Annotated in this window: 20 protein-coding genes; 5 read left to right on the plus strand and 15 right to left on the minus strand. The window is 72.8% G+C overall.

The genetic code is table 11. The features are described 5' to 3' along the window. Positions 1-30: 30 nt before the first annotated feature. The 12 genes from ALA01S_RS14420 to ALA01S_RS14470 form a co-directional block, all read right to left on the minus strand. Complete coding sequence (locus ALA01S_RS14420; RefSeq protein WP_066337544.1) at positions 31-423, minus strand: GPW/gp25 family protein; 393 nt, start codon at positions 421-423, stop codon at positions 31-33. Next, positions 416-2,098: a hypothetical protein gene (locus ALA01S_RS14425; RefSeq protein WP_157119012.1), complete on the minus strand. Its 1,683-nt coding sequence runs from the start codon at positions 2,096-2,098 to the stop codon at positions 416-418. Before ALA01S_RS14425 ends, ALA01S_RS14420 begins: the two co-directional genes overlap by 8 nt. A gap of 11 nt (positions 2,099-2,109) precedes the next feature. Beyond that, a complete protein-coding gene (locus tag ALA01S_RS14430; protein ID WP_066337546.1) occupies positions 2,110-2,796 on the minus strand; it encodes a phage baseplate assembly protein V in 687 nt (228 codons plus the stop codon). Between the two features lie 291 nt (positions 2,797-3,087). Continuing rightward, entirely contained in the window at positions 3,088-4,161 is a 1,074-nt protein-coding gene (locus ALA01S_RS14435) for a phage late control D family protein (protein ID WP_066337547.1), read from the minus strand. A 24-nt stretch (positions 4,162-4,185) separates the two neighbouring features. Further along, complete coding sequence (locus ALA01S_RS33025; protein WP_157119013.1) at positions 4,186-4,362, minus strand: hypothetical protein; 177 nt, start codon at positions 4,360-4,362, stop codon at positions 4,186-4,188. A gap of 56 nt (positions 4,363-4,418) precedes the next feature. Further along, positions 4,419-5,543, minus strand: coding sequence for a CIS tube protein (locus tag ALA01S_RS14440; RefSeq protein WP_066337549.1), 1,125 nt, complete (start codon positions 5,541-5,543; stop codon positions 4,419-4,421). Next, positions 5,540-6,088: a phage tail protein gene (locus ALA01S_RS14445; RefSeq protein ID WP_238455805.1), complete on the minus strand. Its 549-nt coding sequence runs from the start codon at positions 6,086-6,088 to the stop codon at positions 5,540-5,542. Before ALA01S_RS14445 ends, ALA01S_RS14440 begins: the two co-directional genes overlap by 4 nt. A gap of 5 nt (positions 6,089-6,093) precedes the next feature. Next, positions 6,094-7,596: a hypothetical protein gene (locus tag ALA01S_RS14450; RefSeq protein WP_066337553.1), complete on the minus strand. Its 1,503-nt coding sequence runs from the start codon at positions 7,594-7,596 to the stop codon at positions 6,094-6,096. Between the two features lie 55 nt (positions 7,597-7,651). Beyond that, entirely contained in the window at positions 7,652-8,095 is a 444-nt protein-coding gene (locus ALA01S_RS14455; protein WP_066337554.1) for a phage tail protein, read from the minus strand. A 62-nt stretch (positions 8,096-8,157) separates the two neighbouring features. Next, positions 8,158-9,918 (minus strand): phage tail sheath subtilisin-like domain-containing protein, encoded by a 1,761-nt coding sequence (locus ALA01S_RS14460; protein ID WP_066337555.1) that lies wholly within the window; start codon positions 9,916-9,918, stop codon positions 8,158-8,160. Positions 9,919-9,981: 63 nt separating this feature from the next. Beyond that, positions 9,982-10,803: a hypothetical protein gene (locus tag ALA01S_RS14465; protein ID WP_066337557.1), complete on the minus strand. Its 822-nt coding sequence runs from the start codon at positions 10,801-10,803 to the stop codon at positions 9,982-9,984. Continuing rightward, positions 10,800-11,387 carry a Pvc16 family protein gene (locus ALA01S_RS14470; RefSeq protein ID WP_066337558.1) on the minus strand — a complete coding sequence of 196 codons (588 nt, stop codon included), beginning with the start codon at positions 11,385-11,387 and terminating at the stop codon, positions 10,800-10,802. Before ALA01S_RS14470 ends, ALA01S_RS14465 begins: the two co-directional genes overlap by 4 nt. A 922-nt stretch (positions 11,388-12,309) precedes the next feature. Here ALA01S_RS14470 and ALA01S_RS14475 point away from each other — a divergent pair. Beyond that, complete coding sequence (locus ALA01S_RS14475) at positions 12,310-12,798, plus strand: BON domain-containing protein (protein ID WP_066337559.1); 489 nt, start codon at positions 12,310-12,312, stop codon at positions 12,796-12,798. A 16-nt stretch (positions 12,799-12,814) separates the two neighbouring features. Here ALA01S_RS14475 and ALA01S_RS14480 read toward each other — a convergent pair whose 3' ends face one another. Beyond that, entirely contained in the window at positions 12,815-13,087 is a 273-nt protein-coding gene (locus tag ALA01S_RS14480; RefSeq protein ID WP_066337560.1) for a hypothetical protein, read from the minus strand. A 364-nt stretch (positions 13,088-13,451) separates the two neighbouring features. Here ALA01S_RS14480 and ALA01S_RS14485 point away from each other — a divergent pair, with 364 nt between their 5' ends. From ALA01S_RS14485 to ALA01S_RS14500, 4 genes are all read left to right on the plus strand, one after another. Beyond that, a complete protein-coding gene (locus tag ALA01S_RS14485) occupies positions 13,452-14,210 on the plus strand; it encodes a hypothetical protein (protein WP_066337562.1) in 759 nt (252 codons plus the stop codon). 103 nt (positions 14,211-14,313) lie between these two features. Further along, positions 14,314-15,333 carry a M14 family zinc carboxypeptidase gene (locus ALA01S_RS14490; RefSeq protein WP_066337564.1) on the plus strand — a complete coding sequence of 340 codons (1,020 nt, stop codon included), beginning with the start codon at positions 14,314-14,316 and terminating at the stop codon, positions 15,331-15,333. Then, positions 15,330-16,130 carry an alpha/beta fold hydrolase gene (locus ALA01S_RS14495; RefSeq protein WP_218011474.1) on the plus strand — a complete coding sequence of 267 codons (801 nt, stop codon included), beginning with the start codon at positions 15,330-15,332 and terminating at the stop codon, positions 16,128-16,130. The genes ALA01S_RS14490 and ALA01S_RS14495 overlap by 4 nt, the downstream gene beginning before the upstream one ends. 84 nt (positions 16,131-16,214) lie before the next feature. Next, positions 16,215-17,036, plus strand: a complete 822-nt coding sequence (locus tag ALA01S_RS14500) for a GNAT family N-acetyltransferase (RefSeq protein WP_084267569.1) — start codon at positions 16,215-16,217, stop codon at positions 17,034-17,036. 7 nt (positions 17,037-17,043) lie between these two features. On the opposite strand, the gene ALA01S_RS14505 is transcribed toward ALA01S_RS14500, so the two are convergent. Both ALA01S_RS14505 and ALA01S_RS14510 read right to left on the minus strand, forming a co-directional pair. Beyond that, entirely contained in the window at positions 17,044-17,940 is an 897-nt protein-coding gene (locus ALA01S_RS14505; RefSeq protein WP_066337566.1) for a PhzF family phenazine biosynthesis protein, read from the minus strand. Positions 17,941-18,139: 199 nt separating this feature from the next. Continuing rightward, a complete protein-coding gene (locus ALA01S_RS14510) occupies positions 18,140-19,372 on the minus strand; it encodes a patatin-like phospholipase family protein (RefSeq protein ID WP_066337568.1) in 1,233 nt (410 codons plus the stop codon). Positions 19,373-19,498 lie beyond the last annotated feature (126 nt).

Genomic DNA, 19,498 nt, shown 5'->3' on the forward strand with positions numbered 1-19,498 from the left:
TGCGAAACCTCGGTGGCTCAGCTCGGTGTCTCAGCCCTGCAGTTGCATGGTCAACGCCAGCGCGGCGTTCGCGCCGGTGCGGACGATCCGGTAGCCGATGTCCACGCGCAGCGCGCCGGGGTCGTCCGGCAGCTCCCACACGTCCACGCGGTCCAGCACGATGCGGCGCTCCCAGCGCGAGAGCGCGTCCTGAATCAGCTCGCGCAGCCGCGCCCGCGTGGCCAGGGTGTTGGGCTCGTGCAGCAGCCGCTCCAGCCCCGCGCCGAACGCCGGCCGCATGAGCTGCTCGCCCGGCGTGGTGGACAGGATCACGCGGATCGAATCGCGCACGCTGCGCTCCAGGTCGGGGTAGCGCAGCGTGCCGTCGTCCTCCGGCAGCGCCAGCAGCGGCCAGCCGATGAGCGCAGGTGCGATGTCAGCCATTGCCGCCGCTCCTCTTGGGGAAGGGAATGCAGATCTTCAGGAAGGGCAGCCACCAGAAGATCAGGTTGAACAGCGAGAAGAAGATGCTCAGGACGATGAAGGCGCAGAGGGTGATCAGCGGGATGTTGAAGCCGCAGATCCAGCCCAGCGCCAGCCCCTTGGTGTCGCCCTTGCCGTCCATCAGGTCCTTGGGGTTGCCGTTCAGCAGGTTCTGCAGCGAGGGCGGCACCACGAAGGCCACGTTGGGTTTCAACGAGCGCAGGAAATCGCGGTCCGTCGGGTCGGGCAGCGGCACCTGCACGGGCGGCGCGCCGCTGCCCTCGTACCAGGGCGCGATCACGAAGGGCTCGCTGTAGCCGCTCCACAGCGTGTGGCCACGGCACCAGCCCTCGGTGCCGGGCTCCGGCTTGAGGCGGACGAACAGGCGCAGCCGGTAACGGGCGCCGGGCTCGTCGTAGCGGCCGGGCGATCCTTTCATCGCGACGAAGCGCTCGCGCACGGCGGCGGCCAGTTGCTGGCGCAGCCGGCGCGCGTCGGCGTCGGCCGCTGCGGGCCAGGACTGCGGCATCTCCGGCTGCCCGCCGGAGACGTCCTGCTCGATGACGACGCGGTAGGCGGCCTTGAGGAAGTCGCCTGCGGCCGTAAACCGCTGCAGCAGGCTCCCGTCTTCCTGTTGGCGCGGCACCAGCGCCAGCTGGATGCGCTGCAGCTCCGCGAACACGGCCTGGCCGCCCGCGCTGTCGCCAAACGCATCGAACTCGGCGGCGAGCTGGCGCAGCAGGAGCGTGAAACGGCGCATGCCCAGCCGGCCGGCGTCGGTCTGCAGCGTGCTCCAGTGGCTCGCCGGCAAATCCTTGGGCGGCTGCGTGCCCGGGGCTTCGGCGGCCTCGAACCATTGCGGGCGCACCGTTTCGCCGGGCAGGACGAAATCCATCGCTTGCCCGCGCAGCGGCTCCACCAGGTGTTGGACGAAATCGGGGTCGTCGGCATGGAAGCCGTCGCCAAAGGCGTCCTGCGGCGTGGCGGGCACGCTGGCGATCTCGCTGCTGGTGGTGGGCACCATGGCGTAGACCAGGGTCTTGTTGGCCTCGGCGCACACGTCCGGCGGGGCGACGAAGGCGGGGGTGAACTGCTCGTCCAGCACCGCGTCCTCGCGTTCCAGCGCCAGGCGGCGCAGCTCGCGGCCCAGGGTGGCGTTGGCGGCCACGCCCACGCCGGGGGCGGGCAGGCGCAGCTCGGCGCGCGGGTCGGCGCCGTCCTCGCCCAAGCGGACGATGGGCACCCAGCCGCGCAGGCGGCCGCCGGCCTTCATCCAGCCTTCCAGCACCTCGCGGCCCTGCGCGTCCTGGCGCACGCGGCGGATGACCAGCCCGGCCGATGCGATGCGCCGCGGGTCCAGCCGCGGCGTGCCCGCCCGCGCGCACCACAGCTCGGCCAGGGCCAGGTGGAACTGGCGCTGCACGGGCTGGAAGAGCTTGCGCGTGCCCTGGGCGTCGGTGGCGGTGGCCAGCAGCTGGCGCAGCGCGCCGCGGCCCTCGCTGCTGCGCAGTTGCTGCAGCGTGGAGCCGATGAAGTCGGCGTCGCTGCGCTGCAGCAGCGCGGGCGGGCCGTCCTGGTCCGGCGCGGGGGGCGCGGCGATGTCGCGCGGGGCGCCGATGTGCAGCTCGTGTCGCATGGCGCGTCCCTTCACCAGATGTTGCCGGCGCCCGGCGTGTAGGTCGTGGCCACGACGGTGGTGGCCATGAGCACGTCGCACTGCACCACGCCGCTGAACTTGGACATGGCGGCGTCCACCTGCACCATGCCCGCGGACACGTTGACCTGCGAGGCCTGCACCGTGACCTTGGCGGCGGCCTGCACGGTGATGCCGGCGCTCTCCAGCGTCACGCGGTTGCCGTTGCTGTCCTGGATGTCCACCTTGCCGGGGCCGTCCTTGAGCGTGAGGGACTGGCCGCCGGGGGTTTCCAGCGTGAGCGTCTCCTGGCCCTGCCGGTCTTCCAGGGTCACGGTGATGCCGTTTTTCGAACGCAGCCGCTTGGTGGTGTTGCCTTGCGCGCCCAGGTCGGCCGGCGCCTTGGCACTGCCGTTCCACAGGCCGCCCAGCACCAGCGGGTGGCGCGGGTCGCCGCCGGCAAAGACCACCAGCACCTCGTCGTCCACGTCCGGCATCCAGAAGGCGCCGCGGTCGTCGCCCGCGAAGGGGCAGACCACGCGCGCCCACAGCGGCGCGTCCTGGCCGTCCATGGCGTCGAAGGCCACCAGCCGGATCTGCACGCGGTTGAGCGCGGCGGGGTCGTCGAGGTTCACGACCTTCGCCAGTTGCGCCTGGGCGAACAGGGCCATTGGGCGGGTGAGCAGGGTGTCGGGGGTCATGGGTGCGGCTGTCCGGCCAAAACTGAAGTCATCCGGCGGTCCTGTGGCACTGGTGCGTCGCACCCCCACCCGTCATGCCCGCGAATGCGGGCATCCACGCCTACCGAGGTGGCGGCGCGCTGGTGCGGGCGTTGCGCGGTGCGGTTCCAGGGCCACACCTCGGCGTTCGTGGATGCCCGCTTTCGCGGGCATGACGAAGTAGGGATCGAAGCGGATGGGCTGGCGGGAGGCGCAGGCCTTCCAGGCTTCTTTCCCTGAACAGCGATCCAGCCCATCTCTGCCCTCCTCTCGTCAACCCAGCCAGGCGCACTCGGCGCCGAACTCGGTGAAGTAGCCGCGCACGCGGTCCCAGACGTGGCGGGCGCGGACGACGTAGTAGGTGTTGTCCAGCCGCGGCTCCAGCCCGGCCAGGGTGACGTGGGCTCCCACGCGCAATTGCGCGTTGCCCTCGGCTTTGCCCTCCACGCACACGAAGCGGCGCGCGCGCAGGTCGAAGGCCGCCTGCGCCACGGCGCGGGCTTCCTCCTGCGTGGACACGCTCACGTGCGCCAGGTGCTCGGTGCGCTCGCCCCCCAGCGCGCTGCGCAGCACCTGCGCGCCGCTGCGGCCCTGGCCCGGGCCCACATGCGCGCCGCTGCCGACGCTGGCCTCCACCGCGCTGCCGTCCACGGGGTTCCAGCCCCGCACCGTCACCTGCGTGGCCTGCTGCGACAGGTCGGCGACGGCGCGCGCGGAGATCAGCGTGTCGTTGAGGTCCAGCGTCAGCGCGCCGCGGCGCACGTCGCCGCGCGGGCTGACGTGCAGCTCCTCGCCCACGATCTGCAGGTCGGCGTCCAGCGCGCCCAGCAGCCGGCGCAGGAAGGACAGGTCGCTCTCGTTGAGCTGCGCCCAGGTGGCGCGCGGCGCGTCCAGCCCGGTGAGCACGGGCCGCAGGGCCAGGCGCGAGGCCATGGTGTTGACCACCTCGGCCGGCGTGGCGTCGGCGTAGGTGGCGCTGCGCCGCGCCAGCCGCGCGCGCTGCAGCGCGTCTTCGGCCAGCACGACCAGCTCCGGCGTCTCGCTTGGGCCGAAGCGCCATTCCAGCGCCGTGACCACGCCGCGGAAGACCTCGCGCGGCTCGCGCTCGTCGCCCAAATAGACCTGGATGTCCTTGCCCAGGTCGAGGGCCGAGCCGGCGCCGAAGGCCAGCTCCGCGCCGCCGCTGGACAGGCTGGCGACGTTGGTCAGCCGCAGCTCCAGCGCGCTGAGCCCGCCCTCCTGCTCCTGCACGGCCAGCGCCACGATGAGCTTGCTGGCGCGCACGTCCTCCTGGCCGGCAAGGCGCAGCGTGGGCGTGGCGGCGTAGATGGTGGGCGCGGCGGGCATGGCGTTCGGGGGGGTGGAAGCGCGTCAGTCCGCCTTGAGCCGCAGCGCCCGTTCGGCCATCAGCGCCAGGGCGTGGCGCAGGGCGTCGGCGCGCTCCTCGGGCGTGTCGGTGCCGGCGCCTGGCTGCGCGGCCTGCGCCTGCGGCGTGCCGCCATTGGCGGGCTGCACGGTGGCGTCCACTTCTTCAAAGACGATGGGCATGGCGGAGGTCCTCGTGTGGTCGTGTGGTGGTGTGCTGTTGTGGCTGGGAGGCGCGGTCAGGGGCCGAACTTCAGCCGGCTGTTGAGGCCGCCGTCACCGCTGACGTCCACGGCCAGGCTGGCGCCCGCGCCGCCCTGCAGCCGCCCGCCCACGCCGAAGGCAGCGCCCTGTGCCGGGGCCGTGCTGGTGAGCGCGAACGCGCTGCGCGCGCTGGGCAGCGCCGCCTGCGGACTCACGGACACGCCGGCCCGCAGCCCCGAGAAATCCGCCTGCAGGCCGGCCGGGCCGCCCACGCCGCCGGAGGCCGACAGCCCCGCGCCCAGGCCCACGCCCGCACCGGCACTCAAGCCCAGGCCCGCGCTTGCGCCGCCGCTGAAGCCCGCTGCAGCGCCGAACCCTGCGCCTGCGCCGGCCCCCGCGCTGAACTGCGCGCCCGCGGACAGGCCCAGGCCGGCGCCGCCGCCGATGCCCAATCCGAACCCGGCCCCAGCCGAGGCGCCGGCCGAGAACGCCGCGGCGGCCTGCAGCTTCACGCCGGCGCCTGCACCCACGGCCAGCTCGGCCCCCGCGGAGAAGCGCAGGCTGGCACTGCCGTTGGCCGAGGCGATGGCGCGCGCGGCGTCCGGCCGCCCCAGGGCGCTGGCGGCGCCGGCCGGGCCGCCGGGCGGCGCGGGCATGCGGGCGACGTCGCCGCCGCCGTCGTCGCCGGCCACGCCGGTGCGCGCGCTGGTGTCGGCGCTGAAGGTGGCCTCGTTGGTGGTGAGCGTCAGGCTGATGCCGCTGCGCAGCGGCACGCCTTCCGGCGAAAAGAAGTCCAGCGTCTCGCGGAACTGCTCCACCGTGCCGCGAAAGCCGTAGGTGCCCCAGGTGAACTCCACCACCGGCGGCGTGCGCTGGCCGTCCGGGCCCAGGGGCTGCAGCAGCCTGGCCATCTTGAGCGTGTCTTCGCGCACGTCGTGGCCGCTGTGCGTGGTGTCGAAGGTCAGCTCCATGCTGAGCTTGGCCGTGGTCTGGCTGACGTACTGCACCTTGCGCCCGCCGGGGGCGGGCTCGACGTTGTTGGTCAGCGTGTACTGCAGCGAGGCGGGGTTGAAGTGGACCGTGACCTCCACCGTCTCGCCCGGCGAGACGGTGCGGAACCTGGCCAGGGCCGGCGTGCGCGGCGAGGGGGTGAGGCTCATGGCGCGGCTCCTTGGGCGGGCGCGGCCGTGCCGCCGCCCTCGCCGCCCCCGCTGCCCTCCAGGCGCAGGCCCTCGTGGACGAGGTGCAGCTCCTCGATGCCGATCTCCGTGCCGCGGGCGTTGACGTCGGCCGCCTTGAACTTCACGGGCAGCGCGCGCTCCAGCACCCAGGTCAGCGCGGGCGAGCCCGCGCCGTCCAGCAGCTGTATGCGCACGTCCAGCCGGTAGGCGCTGGCGCCGCCGGCCACGCGGGCGAACCACTCCCAGAGGTGGCGCGTGCTGGTCATGCCGCGCTTGAGCACCACGGTGGCGAAGCTCACCGGCCCAACGCGCTGCGCCGCGCCGTAGTTCATGCCGCCGGCCTTGATGGCCTTGGGCTCCATGGTGGCCTCCAGCCCGGTGCACTCGGAAAAGCCGCCCTGGCAGATATCCACCGCGCCGCTGCCGCCCGCGGCCTGGGCGCCGGGCAGCGTGGCGCGCTGGAAGGTCACCAGGAAGCGAAAGACCTGCCAGGGCGCCTCGGCGGCGGGAGAGGTGTCGTTCACGGCCATCACGCCAGCTCCGTTGCGGGGACCGCACCGCGGGCCGCGTCGCCCAGCGCCAGCACCACGGTGATGCGCTCCACCGAGGCCGCGGGCACCAGCGCCACTTCCACGCGCAGCCGTCCGCTGTCCAGGTCGGCCCGGGTCATGGTCTGCGGGCCGCAGCGCACGACGAAGGCGTCGTCGGCCGTGGCGCCTTGTAAACCGCCGGCGGCCCAGTAGTCGCGCAGCAGCGATTCCATGGCGCGGCGCACCGCCGCCCAGGTGGCGGGGCCGTTGGCGTCGAAAAGCTGCTCCTGCCCCACCGCGCGCGCCGCGCGCAGCACGCTGGCCATGAGGCGGGAGACGGCGCCCGTGCGCCAGGCGGCGTCGCGCGCCGTGGTGGCGTCGGACACCAGCGTCCAAGCGCCCGCGCCCGGCGCGAACAGGCACACGCGGCGCGAGAACTGTTCCCAGGGCGAGCTGGCACCGCCGCCCAACGCCGGCACCGGCTCGGCGTCCAGCACCGGCGCCGCGCGCCCCGCGGCGCTGCGATAGCAGCCTTGCGCCAGCGCCGAGGCGGCCACGTGCCCCGCCAGCAGCCCGTCAGGCGGTTCCAGCCCCTGCGGCAGGTCGGCGCTCCAGGGCGTGCGCAGCCAGGGCCAGCCCAATTGCACGAAGGCGCTGCGGGCGTCGCGCGCGGGCAGCCCGCCTTGCGGCGCGGGCTCGGCCGCATCCAGCCAGGCCAGCGGATCGAGCCGCGCGCCCTGTGCCTGCCGGGCGGCCTCGCCCGCGTCGTCGCCGCGGCACAGGGGCAGCGCGCCGACGAAGAGGCAGTCGCGCCGCCAGCGCGACAGAAAGCCGGCGACCTCGCCCACGGCGGCGGACCAGCGCTTCAAGCCGGCCACGTCCAGCGCGGGCGCGCGCAACCGGCGCAGCAGCAGCGGCGCGGGCGCGGCGACGTCGTTGTCGCTGCACTCCACGAAACCTTCGGGCGCGGCCACCTCGTCCGGCAGCAGGGGCGCGCGCGCCGGCGTGGCCGCGTAGAGCTCCGGCAGGTCCGGCAGGCAGACCATGGCGGGCTCGTCCAGGCCGAAGAGGTGCGCCAGGCCCCGCCAGGCAGCGGGCTCCAGCGGGCTCCAGGGCACGGCGTTGCCCAGCAGCGCGCGCAGGCGCTGGGCGCGGGTGGCGTCGTCCAGCGCCTGGTCGGCCAGCAGCGGCGCGGGGTCGCCGCAGCGCACGATGACGGCACGGCGCCCGCCCGCGGCGAAGAAGCTGCGCACGGCCGCGCCCAGCCAGGTGGCGCACAGCCCCGAGGCCTCGGCCGTGGACACGGGCCGCGCGGCCCAATCGAACAGCGCGTCGAAGGCATTCCAGCCGTCCACCACCACGGGCAGCAGCAAGTCGGCCTCGCCGGCGCCCGCCGGGACGCCGGCCGGGCGCCGCTGGATGAAACCCACGAAGCAGGCCACGTCGGCGCGCGCGGGCGAGGTGAGCGGCGCGGGGGTGGCGGTTTCGAAGATCAGGCCCATGGCGTGGCGCGGGTGCGGGTTCAGGTTCAGTAGGGAGCGGTGGCCGCCGCGGGCCTCACTCGATGCTCAGGCTCTCGGCCGAGAGCACGATCTCTTCCATCGCCACGTCGCCGCCGCCCTTGCCCGCCAGCGTGGGCCCCGTGTACTTCAGCGGGATCACGTTGCCCAGCACCCAGGTCTGGACGGGTGCCTGCGCCTCGTCCAGCAGCGTGATGGTCACGCTCTTCTTCTGGCCCTTGACGCCGTTGAGCCGCACGTCCTTGATCCAGTCGAACAGCGACTTGGAATCCACCACGCCGCGCTTGAGCGTGACGTCGCCCACCTTGTGCACGCCCGGCACCTTGCGCACGTGGTTCTCGCGGTCGTTGCCGTTGCGGTACTCGGCCACCGTCATCTCCGTGCCTATGCCCGAGACGTCGGAAAAGCCGCCGAAGACCTGGCCGCCGTCGAAATTGACGACGAAGTTGAAGGCGCCGTAAGGCGTGGTGCGACTGGCCATGGATCAGCTCCTGGTGCGGTGGTTGCGGGCGTGACGGCTCGATGGCTGGGAAGGTGCGGCGCTCATTCGCGCGCGTCGGCCGTCTTCTGGCCGATGCGGAAGATCACGAACTCGGCCGGCTTGACGATGGCCACGCCGATGAGGCAGATGAGCCGCCCGTTGTCCAGGTCGTTTTGCGTCATGGTGCTGCGGTCGCAGCGCACGAAGAAGGCCTGCTCCGGCGTCGTCCCCAGCATGGCGCCGTTGCGCCATTCGGCGAGCAGGAAGTCGCTGATGGTCTGGCGCACGTTGGCCCACAGCGCCTCGCCGTTGGGCTCGAAGACGGCCCACTGCGTGCCGCGGTCGATGGAGGCTTCCAGGTAGTTGAAGTAGCGCCGGTCGCTGACGTATTTCCACTCGGGGTCGCTGGAGATGAGCCGCGCGCCCCACACGCGCAGGCCCCGCCCGGGCAGCAGGCGCAGGCAGTTGACGCCGGAAGGGTTGAGCGCCTCCTGCTGCGCGAAGTTGATGTCGGCCTGGAAGCGCAGCGCGCCGCGCACCACCTCGTTGGCCGGGGCCTTGTGCACGCCGCGCTCGCTGTCGTTGCGCGCGTACACGCCGCACACGAAGCCCGAGGGCGGCAGCGCGATCTCCCTGGGGATGTCGTCGCGCCCGGGGCGGGCCATGGGGTTGGCCGTGATGACCCAGGGGTAGTAGAGCGCGGCGTAGCGCGAGTCCAGCGCGGCGCGGGCGTCGCGCACCTGCTGCGGCGTCTGCAGCGCCGGCGTGTCCAGCACGGCGATGCGGTAGGCGCGGCGCGACTCGGCATGGGTGATCAGGGCCAGGGCCACGGCCGCGGCGTCGGCGTAGGCGCTGGAGCCCGGGGCGGCGACGATGCTCACGTCCTCCACGCCCACGAGCTGCGCCAGCGCGTGGGTGTAGGTGCCCGCGGTGGTGGCGTCGCCGATGACGGGGGCGGTGCCGTCGCTGCCGCTGCCCAGCGTGGTGAAGCGGCGCCCGTCCGGGTCGTTGGGCACGGCCGCCAGCGCCAGCACGGCCGTGCGCAGCTCGAAGGGCGTGACAGCCGAGCCGAACTGCAGGCACAGGGCGTTGACCAGCGCGTCGGCGCGGTTGGCCGGGTCAGTGGCCAGTACGGTGCCGGCCCAACGCGGGTGGCCGGCGGCAAAGCCCAGCTCGTCGAACACCTGCGTGGCGCCGTCGGCGTCGGTGAACTCCACCGTGAGCGTGAGCAGCTGCGCCACGGTGGCGTCGGTGACGGCGAGCGTGCCGGGCGTGGGCGTGGTGGCGTCCTGCCAGGCGCCGGTGGGGGCCTTGACGTACTGCGTGGTGGTCTGGCCCACGGTGACCTGCACCATGCTGCCCGCGGGCAGCGCGCCCAGGGCCCGCGTGCCGGTGACGGGTTTCAGCACCACGCGCATGGTCAGCCGCCCGTTGCCGGCCTCGCCGGGAAAGCGCGCCAGCGCGGTGATGTTCTTGTTGGCGCCCGGGTTGGCCACCAGCTCGCGCGTCGCGGCCACGGCGCCGTTGGCCGTGCGCACCACGTACAGCCGCGAGCCGCCGTTGTCGAAGTAGTTGCGCACCGCCTGCGCCAGGTGGTTGATGCGCTGCGCGTAGGTGGTGGCGCCGGTGAGGGCCAGCACCTGCTGGCTGCCGTAGTAGCGCTCGAACTCGCCCAGGCTCGTGATCAGCTCGGAGCGCACCCCCACGGGGCCGCGCCGGGTGGGGCCCACGAAGGCGCTGGTGCTGGTGCTCACGCCCTCTATGGACTTGGCACGGAAGCTCGTTTCCTCGACGTACACGCCGGGCGCCAGGTATTCAGGCATGGGACTCTCCTATGGGTCCAGGGAACGTGGTCCGCGGGGCGGCGGGGGCGTTCATGGCGGGTTTCAGGGCAGGGTGAGGGTCAGCGCCACCCGGGCGCCGCGCCGCGCGGCCAGGGCCACGGGCTGCGGCGTGGCGGCCACGCGCTGCGGGTGGCTGCCCAGGACGTCGGGATCGGGACAAGGCGCCAGCGCGGGCGCGCGCCCGTCCGCGACCCACGCGGGCGGCGTGCGCGTGCCCAGCGCCGCGACGTGAAAGGCGTGCACGGTGGCGGCAGTCTCCGTGACGACCACGTCGCCGTCGTCCGCGCCCCAGGTGGTGATGGGCAGCGCGGCCACGGGCAGCAGCGCCTCGCCGCGCCAGTCGGTGCTGCCGCGTGCCAGCAAGGCGTCGCCCGCGCCGCGCACTTCGATGAGCGTGCCGCCCAACAGGTCGCCGCCGGCTTCGGCCACGCGCACGTGCAGCGGCGTCCAGTTGCCCACCAGCGGCGCCGCGGCGCTGCGAAAGAGCTCCACGCGCTGCGGCCTGAACAGCGAGCCTGCTTGGGCGGCGTGCGCGGGGTCCGGGTCGCGCGGCAGCGCCAGGGTGAAGGCGCGTGCCTGGTAGCGGCCGGCGGGGTCGGCCACGCGCAGGGCCAGGGCCACGCTGCCCAGGGCCGGCAGCGCGGGCGGCGTGCCGAAGGCCGCGGCATGCGCCGCCAGCGCCGGGTGCGACCACAGCACCAGCAGCCCGCCGCGGTTGCGCAGCCAGCGGCTGGCGTCGGCCGGGTCGGCCGGCGCCACGCGCAGCGGCTCGGCGATTCGCGCGCCGCTGGTGGCGTCCACGAACTCCACGGCGGCCAGCACGCGGTGCTCGTCGCGCTCCAGCTCCAGCAGCTCACGCGTCACGGCTTCACCTCCCGGCCCAGCGCCAGGCGGCGCGCCACCACGGGGGCGAACTGCTCGCGGTCCTCGTCGGGGTCCAGCCGCACGACGCGGGCCACGAAGGAGGCGGAGAGGCGGTAGGACGGCACCACGGCGTCCCAGATGCGCATCAAGTCCTCGGTGGAGAGCTCCGCCGGGACGAGCTGGATGATCTCGTCCGGCGCCCAAGCGGCCGCGGGCGTGAGCGAGGAGGCGTCCAGCACCGGGTGCAGGTGGAGCTGGCGCAGCGTCCAGGCGAAGGCGATGTGCTCGTCCTCGGCGTTGTCGAACCAGGCGCTGAGCAGGTAGTGCAGGTCCAGCGACAGCGCGCCGGCGTCGCTGCGGCCGCCGCGGCCCGGCGCCTGGCGCGCGTGCTCGTTCATGGTCACGCGGTAGAGCAGCAGCCGCATGCGGCCGTCCTCCGCGGGCTCGGCCGAGAGCTGGCTGCTGGCCAGCAATTCAAACTCGCATGCCGGCGCGTTATTCCCATACAAGGTGCTGGGATAGGTATTGCGCAGGAATGTGACTATGGAATCGCCGACCGAATGAATCGCCCTGACGTTGGCCAAGAAATACCCTCCAGCAGCCGCCGCCGCATGGATTGAAATCATCAAAACCGGCAAACAAATGCCGTGCGAAAACCACACCAAAGACCGTGTGGAAAATCGGGTGCGAGCCTGGATTCAAACCACGGTGCCAACCTCGCCCAAGCCGCAACCGAAATGTCGCGGTTGGCGGTGTTGGGCTGCACGAAGGGAATCAGGCAGGCGGCAATATCCAGCCGGCATTATTTGCCGGTCGGGACATTTCGGCTATTCACAGCCGCCGGATTTTTGCTGTGCGCGCCGTGCGGCTCAATGAGGTGCGGGCCGGCATCTTCGGCGCGCATTCTTGCTGCAGCGGTGAGCTTCCCGGGCGGGCAGCGGGCCTGCGCCAACTTGGAATGGATCTTTTCTCGTCATGGGACAGCCTCTTTCATGGCAGGTGCAAACCATTTGTCCACCACCCGCTCTTTGAATTTCCGACTACCGTGTGCAAACCATGCCTGAAAACTTTTCCTGTGTAAATGGTATTCGACGGGGTGCGTCCTGGTTGGAATTGTGAGCGCCGTATTAGTTTCTTGCCAGGGAAACTTATGGTGACTTTGGTCAGCCTCGCGGTGGAAAGACGCGACGTTTTTGTGCAACACCGGGTTTTTCCTAGAAGAGAAATGACTTTGGTGATTGGCGGCGCCTGCGGCGCAGGTGTTTACCAAAGCTGCACTTTGTTTTGGGCTGGGTTTGAGTTGACGCAAACCGGCACCGGCGTGGGCCGGCAACCCTGGGTCGGTTGCGGCGTGCGCACGCCTGCGCAGGCCTGCGGATGCCGGTCGAGAAAGCCGACCCTAGGGTTTTGGAGCATAGGGTTTGGGCTTTGGCGACCTGTGAAGTAAGCCCGCCGCAAAGCTGGCCGGGCACGCTAGAGGCACAGCCCACCCCCAAGGAGCGAGACATGGAGACCGATGCCGATTTGAAGCGTGACGTGGAGGCCGAACTGGCCTGGGACCCTGCGGTCAAAGTGCTGGGCCTCAAGGTCAAGGTGCGCGACGGCGAAGTCACGCTGGCGGGCCGGGTGCCGGCCTACACCGACCGCTGCGCGGTGGAGAAGCTGTTGCAGCGCCTCAATGGCGCGCGCAGCTTCAAGCTCGATATCGAAGTGGTGCTGGCGCCCGAGGACCAGCGCGCCGATGCCGAGATCGCCCAGGCCGCGCGCGCGGCGCTGCAGTGGTCGGCGCCTTCGCTGCTGGACGACGTGCACATCAGCGTGGACGACGGCTGGCTGACGCTGGACGGCGAGGTGGACCGCCCCTCGCTGCGCAAGCGCGTGGAAGAGGCCATGCGCGACCTCGCCGGTCTGGTCGGCCTGAGCAACCGCATCAAGGTGCCCGGGGCCGCCGCGGCGGGCGCATCGGCCCGCGCGCAGCACGCCTTCCTGCGCTGACGCGCGCAGGGCTGCCTCAAGGCAGCGCGGCCTGCAGGGTGCCCACGCTGGACTGCGGCTTGGCGGGCCCCTGCTCGTGCAGCATCTGGCGCAGCGCCTGCATGACTTTTTCCGGCGTGGGATGGGCTTCCTGCGACAGCATTGGGCGCGAGCGCACGATGCACAGCACGGCCTGCCTGTCTTCCCACGAGGCGCAGCGGCAGGCCTCCATGAGCGGGTCCCCTGCGAAGTCCGAATCAGCCAGGTGCACCGCGCGCGCGATCAGTGCCATGGCGTTGAGTGTGTGCATTGAAATTCTCCGGCCGCCCAAAGTCGGCCTTGCTGGATGTGAACGACTGTGCGCGTGCCGCATGCCGCGCCACACAACGTCCCGCCCGCGCTCGCAAGCTTTGTGTGGCGCTGCGCCTACGCGCCCTCTCACCTGTGCAGGGGGTAGCGCAAGCGCCTATTGCAAATTTTCCATCATTGTTTCCCCGTAGCGGAAGCTGCGTTGGCGCGCCACAGGCTTGACCCTCCCCCGCAGTAGGGCTCCACCTCTTCGAATGGGGGATTGCCAGCAGTTCGATTTCGGGGTTGGCGCGAGTGCCTCACCCGTGGCTTGCCGGTGGTTGAAAATGGTATAAACGATTTATCCCATTTTTCAGGAGGATTCCATGCCGCGCAAGAACGCAACCGCCCCGTCCGTGCTGCTCGAAGGCGCCGCCGCGCCGGCCGAGCCCGCGGCCGCCACCGTGGCGGCCACGCCCGTGGTGCCGGTGGCGGTGGTGGTGCCGGCGGTCGAATCCGCTCCCGCCGCAGTTGACGCTGCCGAGCCGGCGGCCGTGGCCCTGGTCGCCGCGGTGCCGGCCGAAACGGCCGCATCGGCTGCACCGGCTGTGTCCGCACCCGCGAAGCCGCCCAAGGCCAGGCCGACGCGGCTGGCCAAGGCGGCGGCGCAGGCCGTGCAGGGCGACAAGCCGGTCCAGGCGGTGCGCCAGGCCGCGAAACCCGCCAAGCCCGCGCCGCTGGCCCTGGCCGACAAGCCGCTGAAGGCCGGCAAGGCGGAGACCGTGGAAAAGGCCGGGAAGCCTGAAAAGGCGGGGAAGGCCGCCAAGCCGCCCAAGGCTGAAAAAGCCGCCAGGCCGGCCAAGGCCGAGGCCAAGCCGAAGGACGCCAAGGCCAAGGAGGCGGCCGGCGAGGACAAGCCCGTCGTGAAGCCCAAGCTGGTGCGCGACAGCTTCACCATGCCGCGCGGCGACTTCGCGCTGATCGCCGTGCTCAAGGACCGCGCCCTGGGCTTCAAGCGGCCGGCCAAGAAGAGCGAGCTGCTGCGCGCCGGCCTGCACGCCCTGGCCGCGCTGGACGACGCCAAGCTGCAGGCCGCGCTGGAAGAGCTCACGCCGCTCAAGGCCGGGCGGCCCAAGAAGGGCTGACGGGGCCCGGCCCGCGTCCGCGCGTTCCTGGCGGGCGCGCCGCCTGCTTCGGCGCCCGGCGGGCGGCGCACCCTGCCCGCCCTGAACCGCCCCAGGAGGACGCATGCGCCCAACCGAGCCCGCGGAGCTGACGGAGCTGCAGCGCCTGCTCGACGCCGCCACGGCCGAGCTGCAGGTGCGCACCGTGTGCGAGGTGCAGGCCGGCCCGCGCCGCCTGCCCGTGTTGGCGCTCACGCTGGGCAACCCGGCGCCGGACGCGCCCGCGGCCGGCTTCTTCGGCGGCGTGCACGGGCTGGAGCGCATCGGCGCGGCGGTGGTGCTGTGCTTCCTGCGCAGCGTGCTCACGCGGCTGCGCTGGGACGCGCTGTTGCACCGGCAACTGGAGCGCATGCGGCTGGTGTTCATGCCCGTGGTCAACCCGGGCGGGCTGGTCAACGGCACGCGCGCCAATCCGCAGGGCGTGGACCTCATGCGCAACGCCCCCGTGGACGCGCTGGAGCGCGCCGCGCCGCTGGTGGGCGGGCAGCGCCTGTCGCGCCGCCTGCCCTGGTACCGCGGCCCGCGGCACGCGCCGCTGCAGCCGGAAAGCCAGGCGCTGTGCGCCGTGGTGGAGCGCGAGCTGCTCAGCCACGACTTCAGCCTGGCCGTGGACTGCCACTCCGGCTTCGGCCTGCGCGACCGGCTGTGGTTTCCCTATGCCGGCACGCGCGCGCCCGTGCCGCACCTGGCGGAGCTGCACGCCCTGTGCGGGCTGCTGGACGAGTCGCTGCCCCAGCACCGCTACGTCTTCGAGCCCCAGAGCCGCCACTACCTCGCGCATGGCGACCTGTGGGATTTCCTCTACCGCCGCGCCTGCGACGCCGCGCCCGCGCGCACCTTCCTGCCGCTGACGCTGGAGATGGGCTCGTGGCTGTGGGTGCGCAAGCGGCCCAGCCAGCTTTTCTCGGCCCAAGGCCTCTTCAACCCGCTGGCCGACCACCGCCACGCCCGCGTGCTGCGCCGCCACCTGGCCTGGCTGGATTTCACCTCCCGCGCCGCCTGCAGCCACCGCGCCTGGTGCCCGCAGGGCGTGCAGCGCGAGCACCAGCGCGCGCTGGCGATGCAGCGCTGGTACGCGGCGTGAGCGACGCGGCGGCGCCCCCGTCCGGTGCGGACCTTGAAGACCGCCGCGCCGCGCCGCCGCGCACCTGGGTGCTGCTGCGCGGGCTCACGCGCGAGGCCGGGCACTGGGGCGGCTTCCCCGACACGCTGGCCGCGCGGCTGCCGGGCCGCGTGCTCATGCCGGACCTGCCGGGCAACGGCGTGCTGCACGCGCAAGCCAGCCCGCTGCGCATGGCCGAGATGGCCGCGCGCTGCCGCGGGCAGTTGCGCGCGCAAGGCGCGGGGCCGCCCTACCACGTGGTGGCGCTGTCGCTGGGCGCGATGGCGGCGCTGGCCTGGGGCTCGGCGCATCCGGAGGAGATCGCGGCCGGCGTATTGATCAACACCAGCCTGCGCGGCCTGCAGCCGCTGCACCGGCGGCTGCGCCCCGCGGCGCTGGCGGCGCTGCCCGCGCTGCTGCTTGGGCGCGACGACGCGGCGCGCGAAGCCGCCATCCTGCGCCTGACCAGCCGCCGCGTGGCGCAGGTGCCGCCCGCGTGGCTCACGTTGCGTCGCGCGCATCCCGTCACGCGCGCCAACGCGCTGCGCCAGCTCCTGGCGGCCGCCGCCTTCAGCGCGCCCGCCGCGCCGCCGGCCGTGCCGCTGCTGCTGCTGGCCTCGCGCGGCGACGCGCTGGTCGATGCGCGCTGCTCCGAGGCGCTGGCCGCGCGCTGGCGGCTGCCGCTGGCGCTGCACCCCGACGCCGGGCACGACCTGCCGCTGGACGACGGCGGCTGGGTGGTGGAGCGCATCGCGCGCTGGCTGTCGGCGCGAGGCTGAAACCCCGCCGGCGCCGGGGTGCGTCATCGCTTCGTCATGCGGGCTTCACGGCCTTGTCATGGCCGTTGCCTAGCATGGCGGGCCATGGAACACACGCTCATGCTCCCCGCCGCGGCGACCTCCGCCCCCGACCCTGCAGTACTTCCGGACCGCACCCGGCCTGCACGGCTGGAGGCCGTGTGGGCCCGGGACGAGGAAGACCTGGTCCAGGCCCAGCGCCTGCGCTACCAGGTTTTCGCCGAGGAGATGGGCGCGCGGCTGCGCCCTGCCCCCGGCACGCCCGAAGGGCACGATGCCGACCTGTTCGACCGCTACTGCGAGCACCTGCTGGTGCGCACCCAGGCCACGGACGACGAGCCCTCGCAGGTGGTGGGCACCTACCGCGTGCTGACGCCGGAAGGCGCGCGCCAGGCCGGCGGCTACTACAGCGACCTGGAGTTCGACCTGGTGCGGCTGCGCCCCATGCGGCGCCACATGGCCGAGCTGGGCCGCTCGTGCATAGACGGCCGCTGGCGCAGCGGCGGCGTGATCCTGCTGCTGTGGTCCGCCCTGGCGGCCTTCATGCAGCGCAACGACTTCCAGGCCGTGATCGGCTGCGCGAGCATGTCCATGCGCGACGGCGGCCACGCGGCCGCGAGCCTGTGGGAGCAGTTGCGCAAGACGCACCTGGCGCCCGTGGACCTGCACGTGCGCGCGCGTCTGCCGCTGCCGCTGGCGTCCTTGCGCAAGGATTTGCCCGTCGAGGTGCCGCCATTGATTCGCGGCTACCTGCGCTGCGGTGCCCAAGTGCTGGGCGCCCCGGCCTGGGACCCCGACTTCAACACCGCCGACCTGCCGCTGATGCTGCGGCTGCGCGACCTGCCGGCGGCGTACCGGCGGCATTTCGGCGAGGTGAGCGGGGTGTGAGGGGATCTCACAGGGCGATGCGCCCCTCCACGCACGTCACGGCCTGCCCGCCCACGCGCACCTGCCCGCCTTGCAGGCTCACGCTCACCCGCCCCGCGCGCCCAAGCATCGAGCCCTGGGCCGCGACGTAATCCGGCCCAAGCGTGGCGGCCTGGCCGCTGTCGCGGATGAACACGCCCACGCAGCCGTTGCCGCTGCCGCACACCGGGTCTTCCACCACGCCGTGGGCGGGCGCGAAGGAGCGCACCTCGATGCCCGCGGCGGCGCCGGCCGGGTAGGCGCCGAACACCGTCACGCCCGTGTTGTGGTCGCGCATGTCGCGCAGCTTCATGCGGTTGAAGTCGGGGCGGCAGTCCAGCACGGCCTGGGCGTCGGCGAGCTGCGCGACGATCCAGCGCGCGCCCACGTCGATCAGGCGCGGCACCGCCTCGCCGCGGCGCACGGGTGCGCCCAGCACGGCTTCCAGCTCGGCAATGGCCGCGTCGTCCAGCGGGGTGACCACCGGTTGGGGCAGCTCGAAGGCGATGCGCTGCGCGCCCCCGCTTTCGCCGACGGACACCTGCAGCCGCACCAGCCCCGCCTCGCACTCCTGCACCAGCGCGCCGTCGCGGGCGCTGACCACGCCCGCCTCCAGCAGCGCGTGCGCCGTGCCGATGGTGGGATGGCCCGCGAAGGGCAGCTCGCCGCCGGGCGTGAAGATGCGCAGCCGGTAGTCGGCCTGGCCGCGGTGCGCCTGGCTCACCGGGAGCACGAAGGTGGTCTCCGACAGGTTGGTCCAGTTGGCGATGGCCAGCATCTGCTCGGCCGTGAGGCCCTCGGCCTCCATCACCACGGCCACCGGGTTGCCCTTGAAAGGCACGGAAGTGAAGACGTCGACCTGCTTGAACGGGGAGCTGCGGGACATGGAGCCATCCTGATGAGTTGGGCCGCGGCGCACGGGTGCCGCGGCGATGGCCCGCATGCTAGGTGGCGAGCGCAACGGGGGGCAGGTGCAGCGGGTGGCGATATCGACCGATACAGCGGTGTACGAGGCCCGCTGGCGGGCCGAACCGTGGCCCGGCGGCCATTCGGCCCGCACGGCCATGGCCGCGCCGGGTGCTGCGTCAAGCCGGCTGCGTCGCCTGCGCCTGCGCCGCCTCTACCGCCTCGGCCGGTGTCTCCTCCCGGGCCTGCACCCGCCGCGCGTCGTAGAAGTTGAACCCCGGGTCGCGCGTGGTCGCCTGGCCGGCTTCGAGCAGGGTCAGGGCGCGCTGCATGTCCTGGCGGCCGGCCTCCCAGCGCTCGGCGATGGAGGCGGCGGAGAACTCCAGCGTCTTGGCCGAGACCTCGTGCGCCGGCGGGTGGTAGGCCAGCAGCACCATGTCGGTGTCGGCACCGCGGGCCTCGCGCTCCAGCAGGCGCATCTCCTCGGCGTCCAGCTCCACCGCGTGGCCCGTGCGCTGCAGCGACTGCGCCAGCAGCCGCCTGAGCCGGTACTCGCGCCGGAACGCCTCGATGGTGCGCAGCGATTGCGAGGCAAACGCGATGTCCTGCACCCGCTCCAGCGCCGTGTCCATGGAGGACGGCCGCCCGCCGCGCGCGTCGAACAGGTCCACGGCGATACACAGGTGCGGCCCCGGCGGCGGGTCGCGCAGCAGCGGGTCCAGCGGCAGGTTGCACAGCATGCCGGGGTCGCCCAACAGCCGGCCGTCGATGTCCACCGGCGGGAAGCCGGGCAGGAAGGCGGTGCTGGCCAGCACGTGGTGCGGCTCGATCGCCTGCTCCCGGGTGTCGAAATAGACGCCCTCGCCGCTTTCCAGGTCCACGCTGCCAATGGTCAGCGGCAGCGCCGCGGTGTTGAGGAAGTCCCAGTCCATGACGCGCTCCAGCGTGGCCAGCAGCGGGTGGCCGTCGAACAGGCCCACGTCCGGCGGCGTGCCGGGCAGCAGGGAAAAGAAGCCGCTGGGCCGCGGCCGGAACAGCCCCGGGCGCCCGGCCATCACGGTGTGCAGCGTCTGCAGCTTGTTGAGCGTGTCGCGCACCTGCCCGCCCGTGGGCAGCGTGCCCCAGGGCGACCAGCGCGCGGCCTGCTGCCAGAACTCGCGCAGCTTGGCCGCGCGCTGAGCCGGCGGGTTGCCGGCCAGGATGGTAGCGTTCACGCAACCGATGGACGCGCCGCTGACGCGGTCCAGCGCGTAGCCGGCTTCCAGCAGCGCCTCGCAGGCGCCCGCGCCATAGGCGCCCAAGGCATTGCCGCCGGACAGCGCCAGGCTCACGTACCGCGCCGGCCCGCTGGCGGCCGGCACCGTGCGCTCGCCCGCGCCGGTGGAAGAGGAGGAAACAACATGGAGATTCATTGCTGCAGTGCAGCAACGCGTATGCCCGCGGTTTGATGAAGTAAATGCCCGCTCCGATTTTCCGGATGCCGCGTTTATGAACATTCAATGACTTTCTGCCTAGGACATTCCCCATCACCGCTGGCT

This window comes from Azohydromonas lata NBRC 102462, assembly GCF_001571085.1.
In the GTDB taxonomy this organism is placed as follows: domain Bacteria; phylum Pseudomonadota; class Gammaproteobacteria; order Burkholderiales; family Burkholderiaceae_C; genus Azohydromonas; species Azohydromonas lata.

Coding starts and splice junctions, on each gene's coding strand:
- ALA01S_RS14420 (WP_066337544.1), bottom strand. CDS start 423: ATGGCTGACATCGCACCTGCGCTCATCGGCTGGCCGCTGCTGGCGCTG.
- ALA01S_RS14425 (WP_157119012.1), bottom strand. CDS start 2,098: ATGCGACACGAGCTGCACATCGGCGCCCCGCGCGACATCGCCGCGCCC.
- ALA01S_RS14430 (WP_066337546.1), bottom strand. CDS start 2,796: ATGACCCCCGACACCCTGCTCACCCGCCCAATGGCCCTGTTCGCCCAG.
- ALA01S_RS14435 (WP_066337547.1), bottom strand. CDS start 4,161: ATGCCCGCCGCGCCCACCATCTACGCCGCCACGCCCACGCTGCGCCTT.
- ALA01S_RS33025 (WP_157119013.1), bottom strand. CDS start 4,362: ATGCCCATCGTCTTTGAAGAAGTGGACGCCACCGTGCAGCCCGCCAAT.
- ALA01S_RS14440 (WP_066337549.1), bottom strand. CDS start 5,543: ATGAGCCTCACCCCCTCGCCGCGCACGCCGGCCCTGGCCAGGTTCCGC.
- ALA01S_RS14450 (WP_066337553.1), bottom strand. CDS start 7,596: ATGGGCCTGATCTTCGAAACCGCCACCCCCGCGCCGCTCACCTCGCCC.
- ALA01S_RS14455 (WP_066337554.1), bottom strand. CDS start 8,095: ATGGCCAGTCGCACCACGCCTTACGGCGCCTTCAACTTCGTCGTCAAT.
- ALA01S_RS14460 (WP_066337555.1), bottom strand. CDS start 9,918: ATGCCTGAATACCTGGCGCCCGGCGTGTACGTCGAGGAAACGAGCTTC.
- ALA01S_RS14475 (WP_066337559.1), top strand. CDS start 12,310: ATGGAGACCGATGCCGATTTGAAGCGTGACGTGGAGGCCGAACTGGCC.
- ALA01S_RS14480 (WP_066337560.1), bottom strand. CDS start 13,087: ATGCACACACTCAACGCCATGGCACTGATCGCGCGCGCGGTGCACCTG.
- ALA01S_RS14485 (WP_066337562.1), top strand. CDS start 13,452: ATGCCGCGCAAGAACGCAACCGCCCCGTCCGTGCTGCTCGAAGGCGCC.
- ALA01S_RS14490 (WP_066337564.1), top strand. CDS start 14,314: ATGCGCCCAACCGAGCCCGCGGAGCTGACGGAGCTGCAGCGCCTGCTC.
- ALA01S_RS14500 (WP_084267569.1), top strand. CDS start 16,215: ATGGAACACACGCTCATGCTCCCCGCCGCGGCGACCTCCGCCCCCGAC.
- ALA01S_RS14505 (WP_066337566.1), bottom strand. CDS start 17,940: ATGTCCCGCAGCTCCCCGTTCAAGCAGGTCGACGTCTTCACTTCCGTG.
- ALA01S_RS14510 (WP_066337568.1), bottom strand. CDS start 19,372: ATGAATCTCCATGTTGTTTCCTCCTCTTCCACCGGCGCGGGCGAGCGC.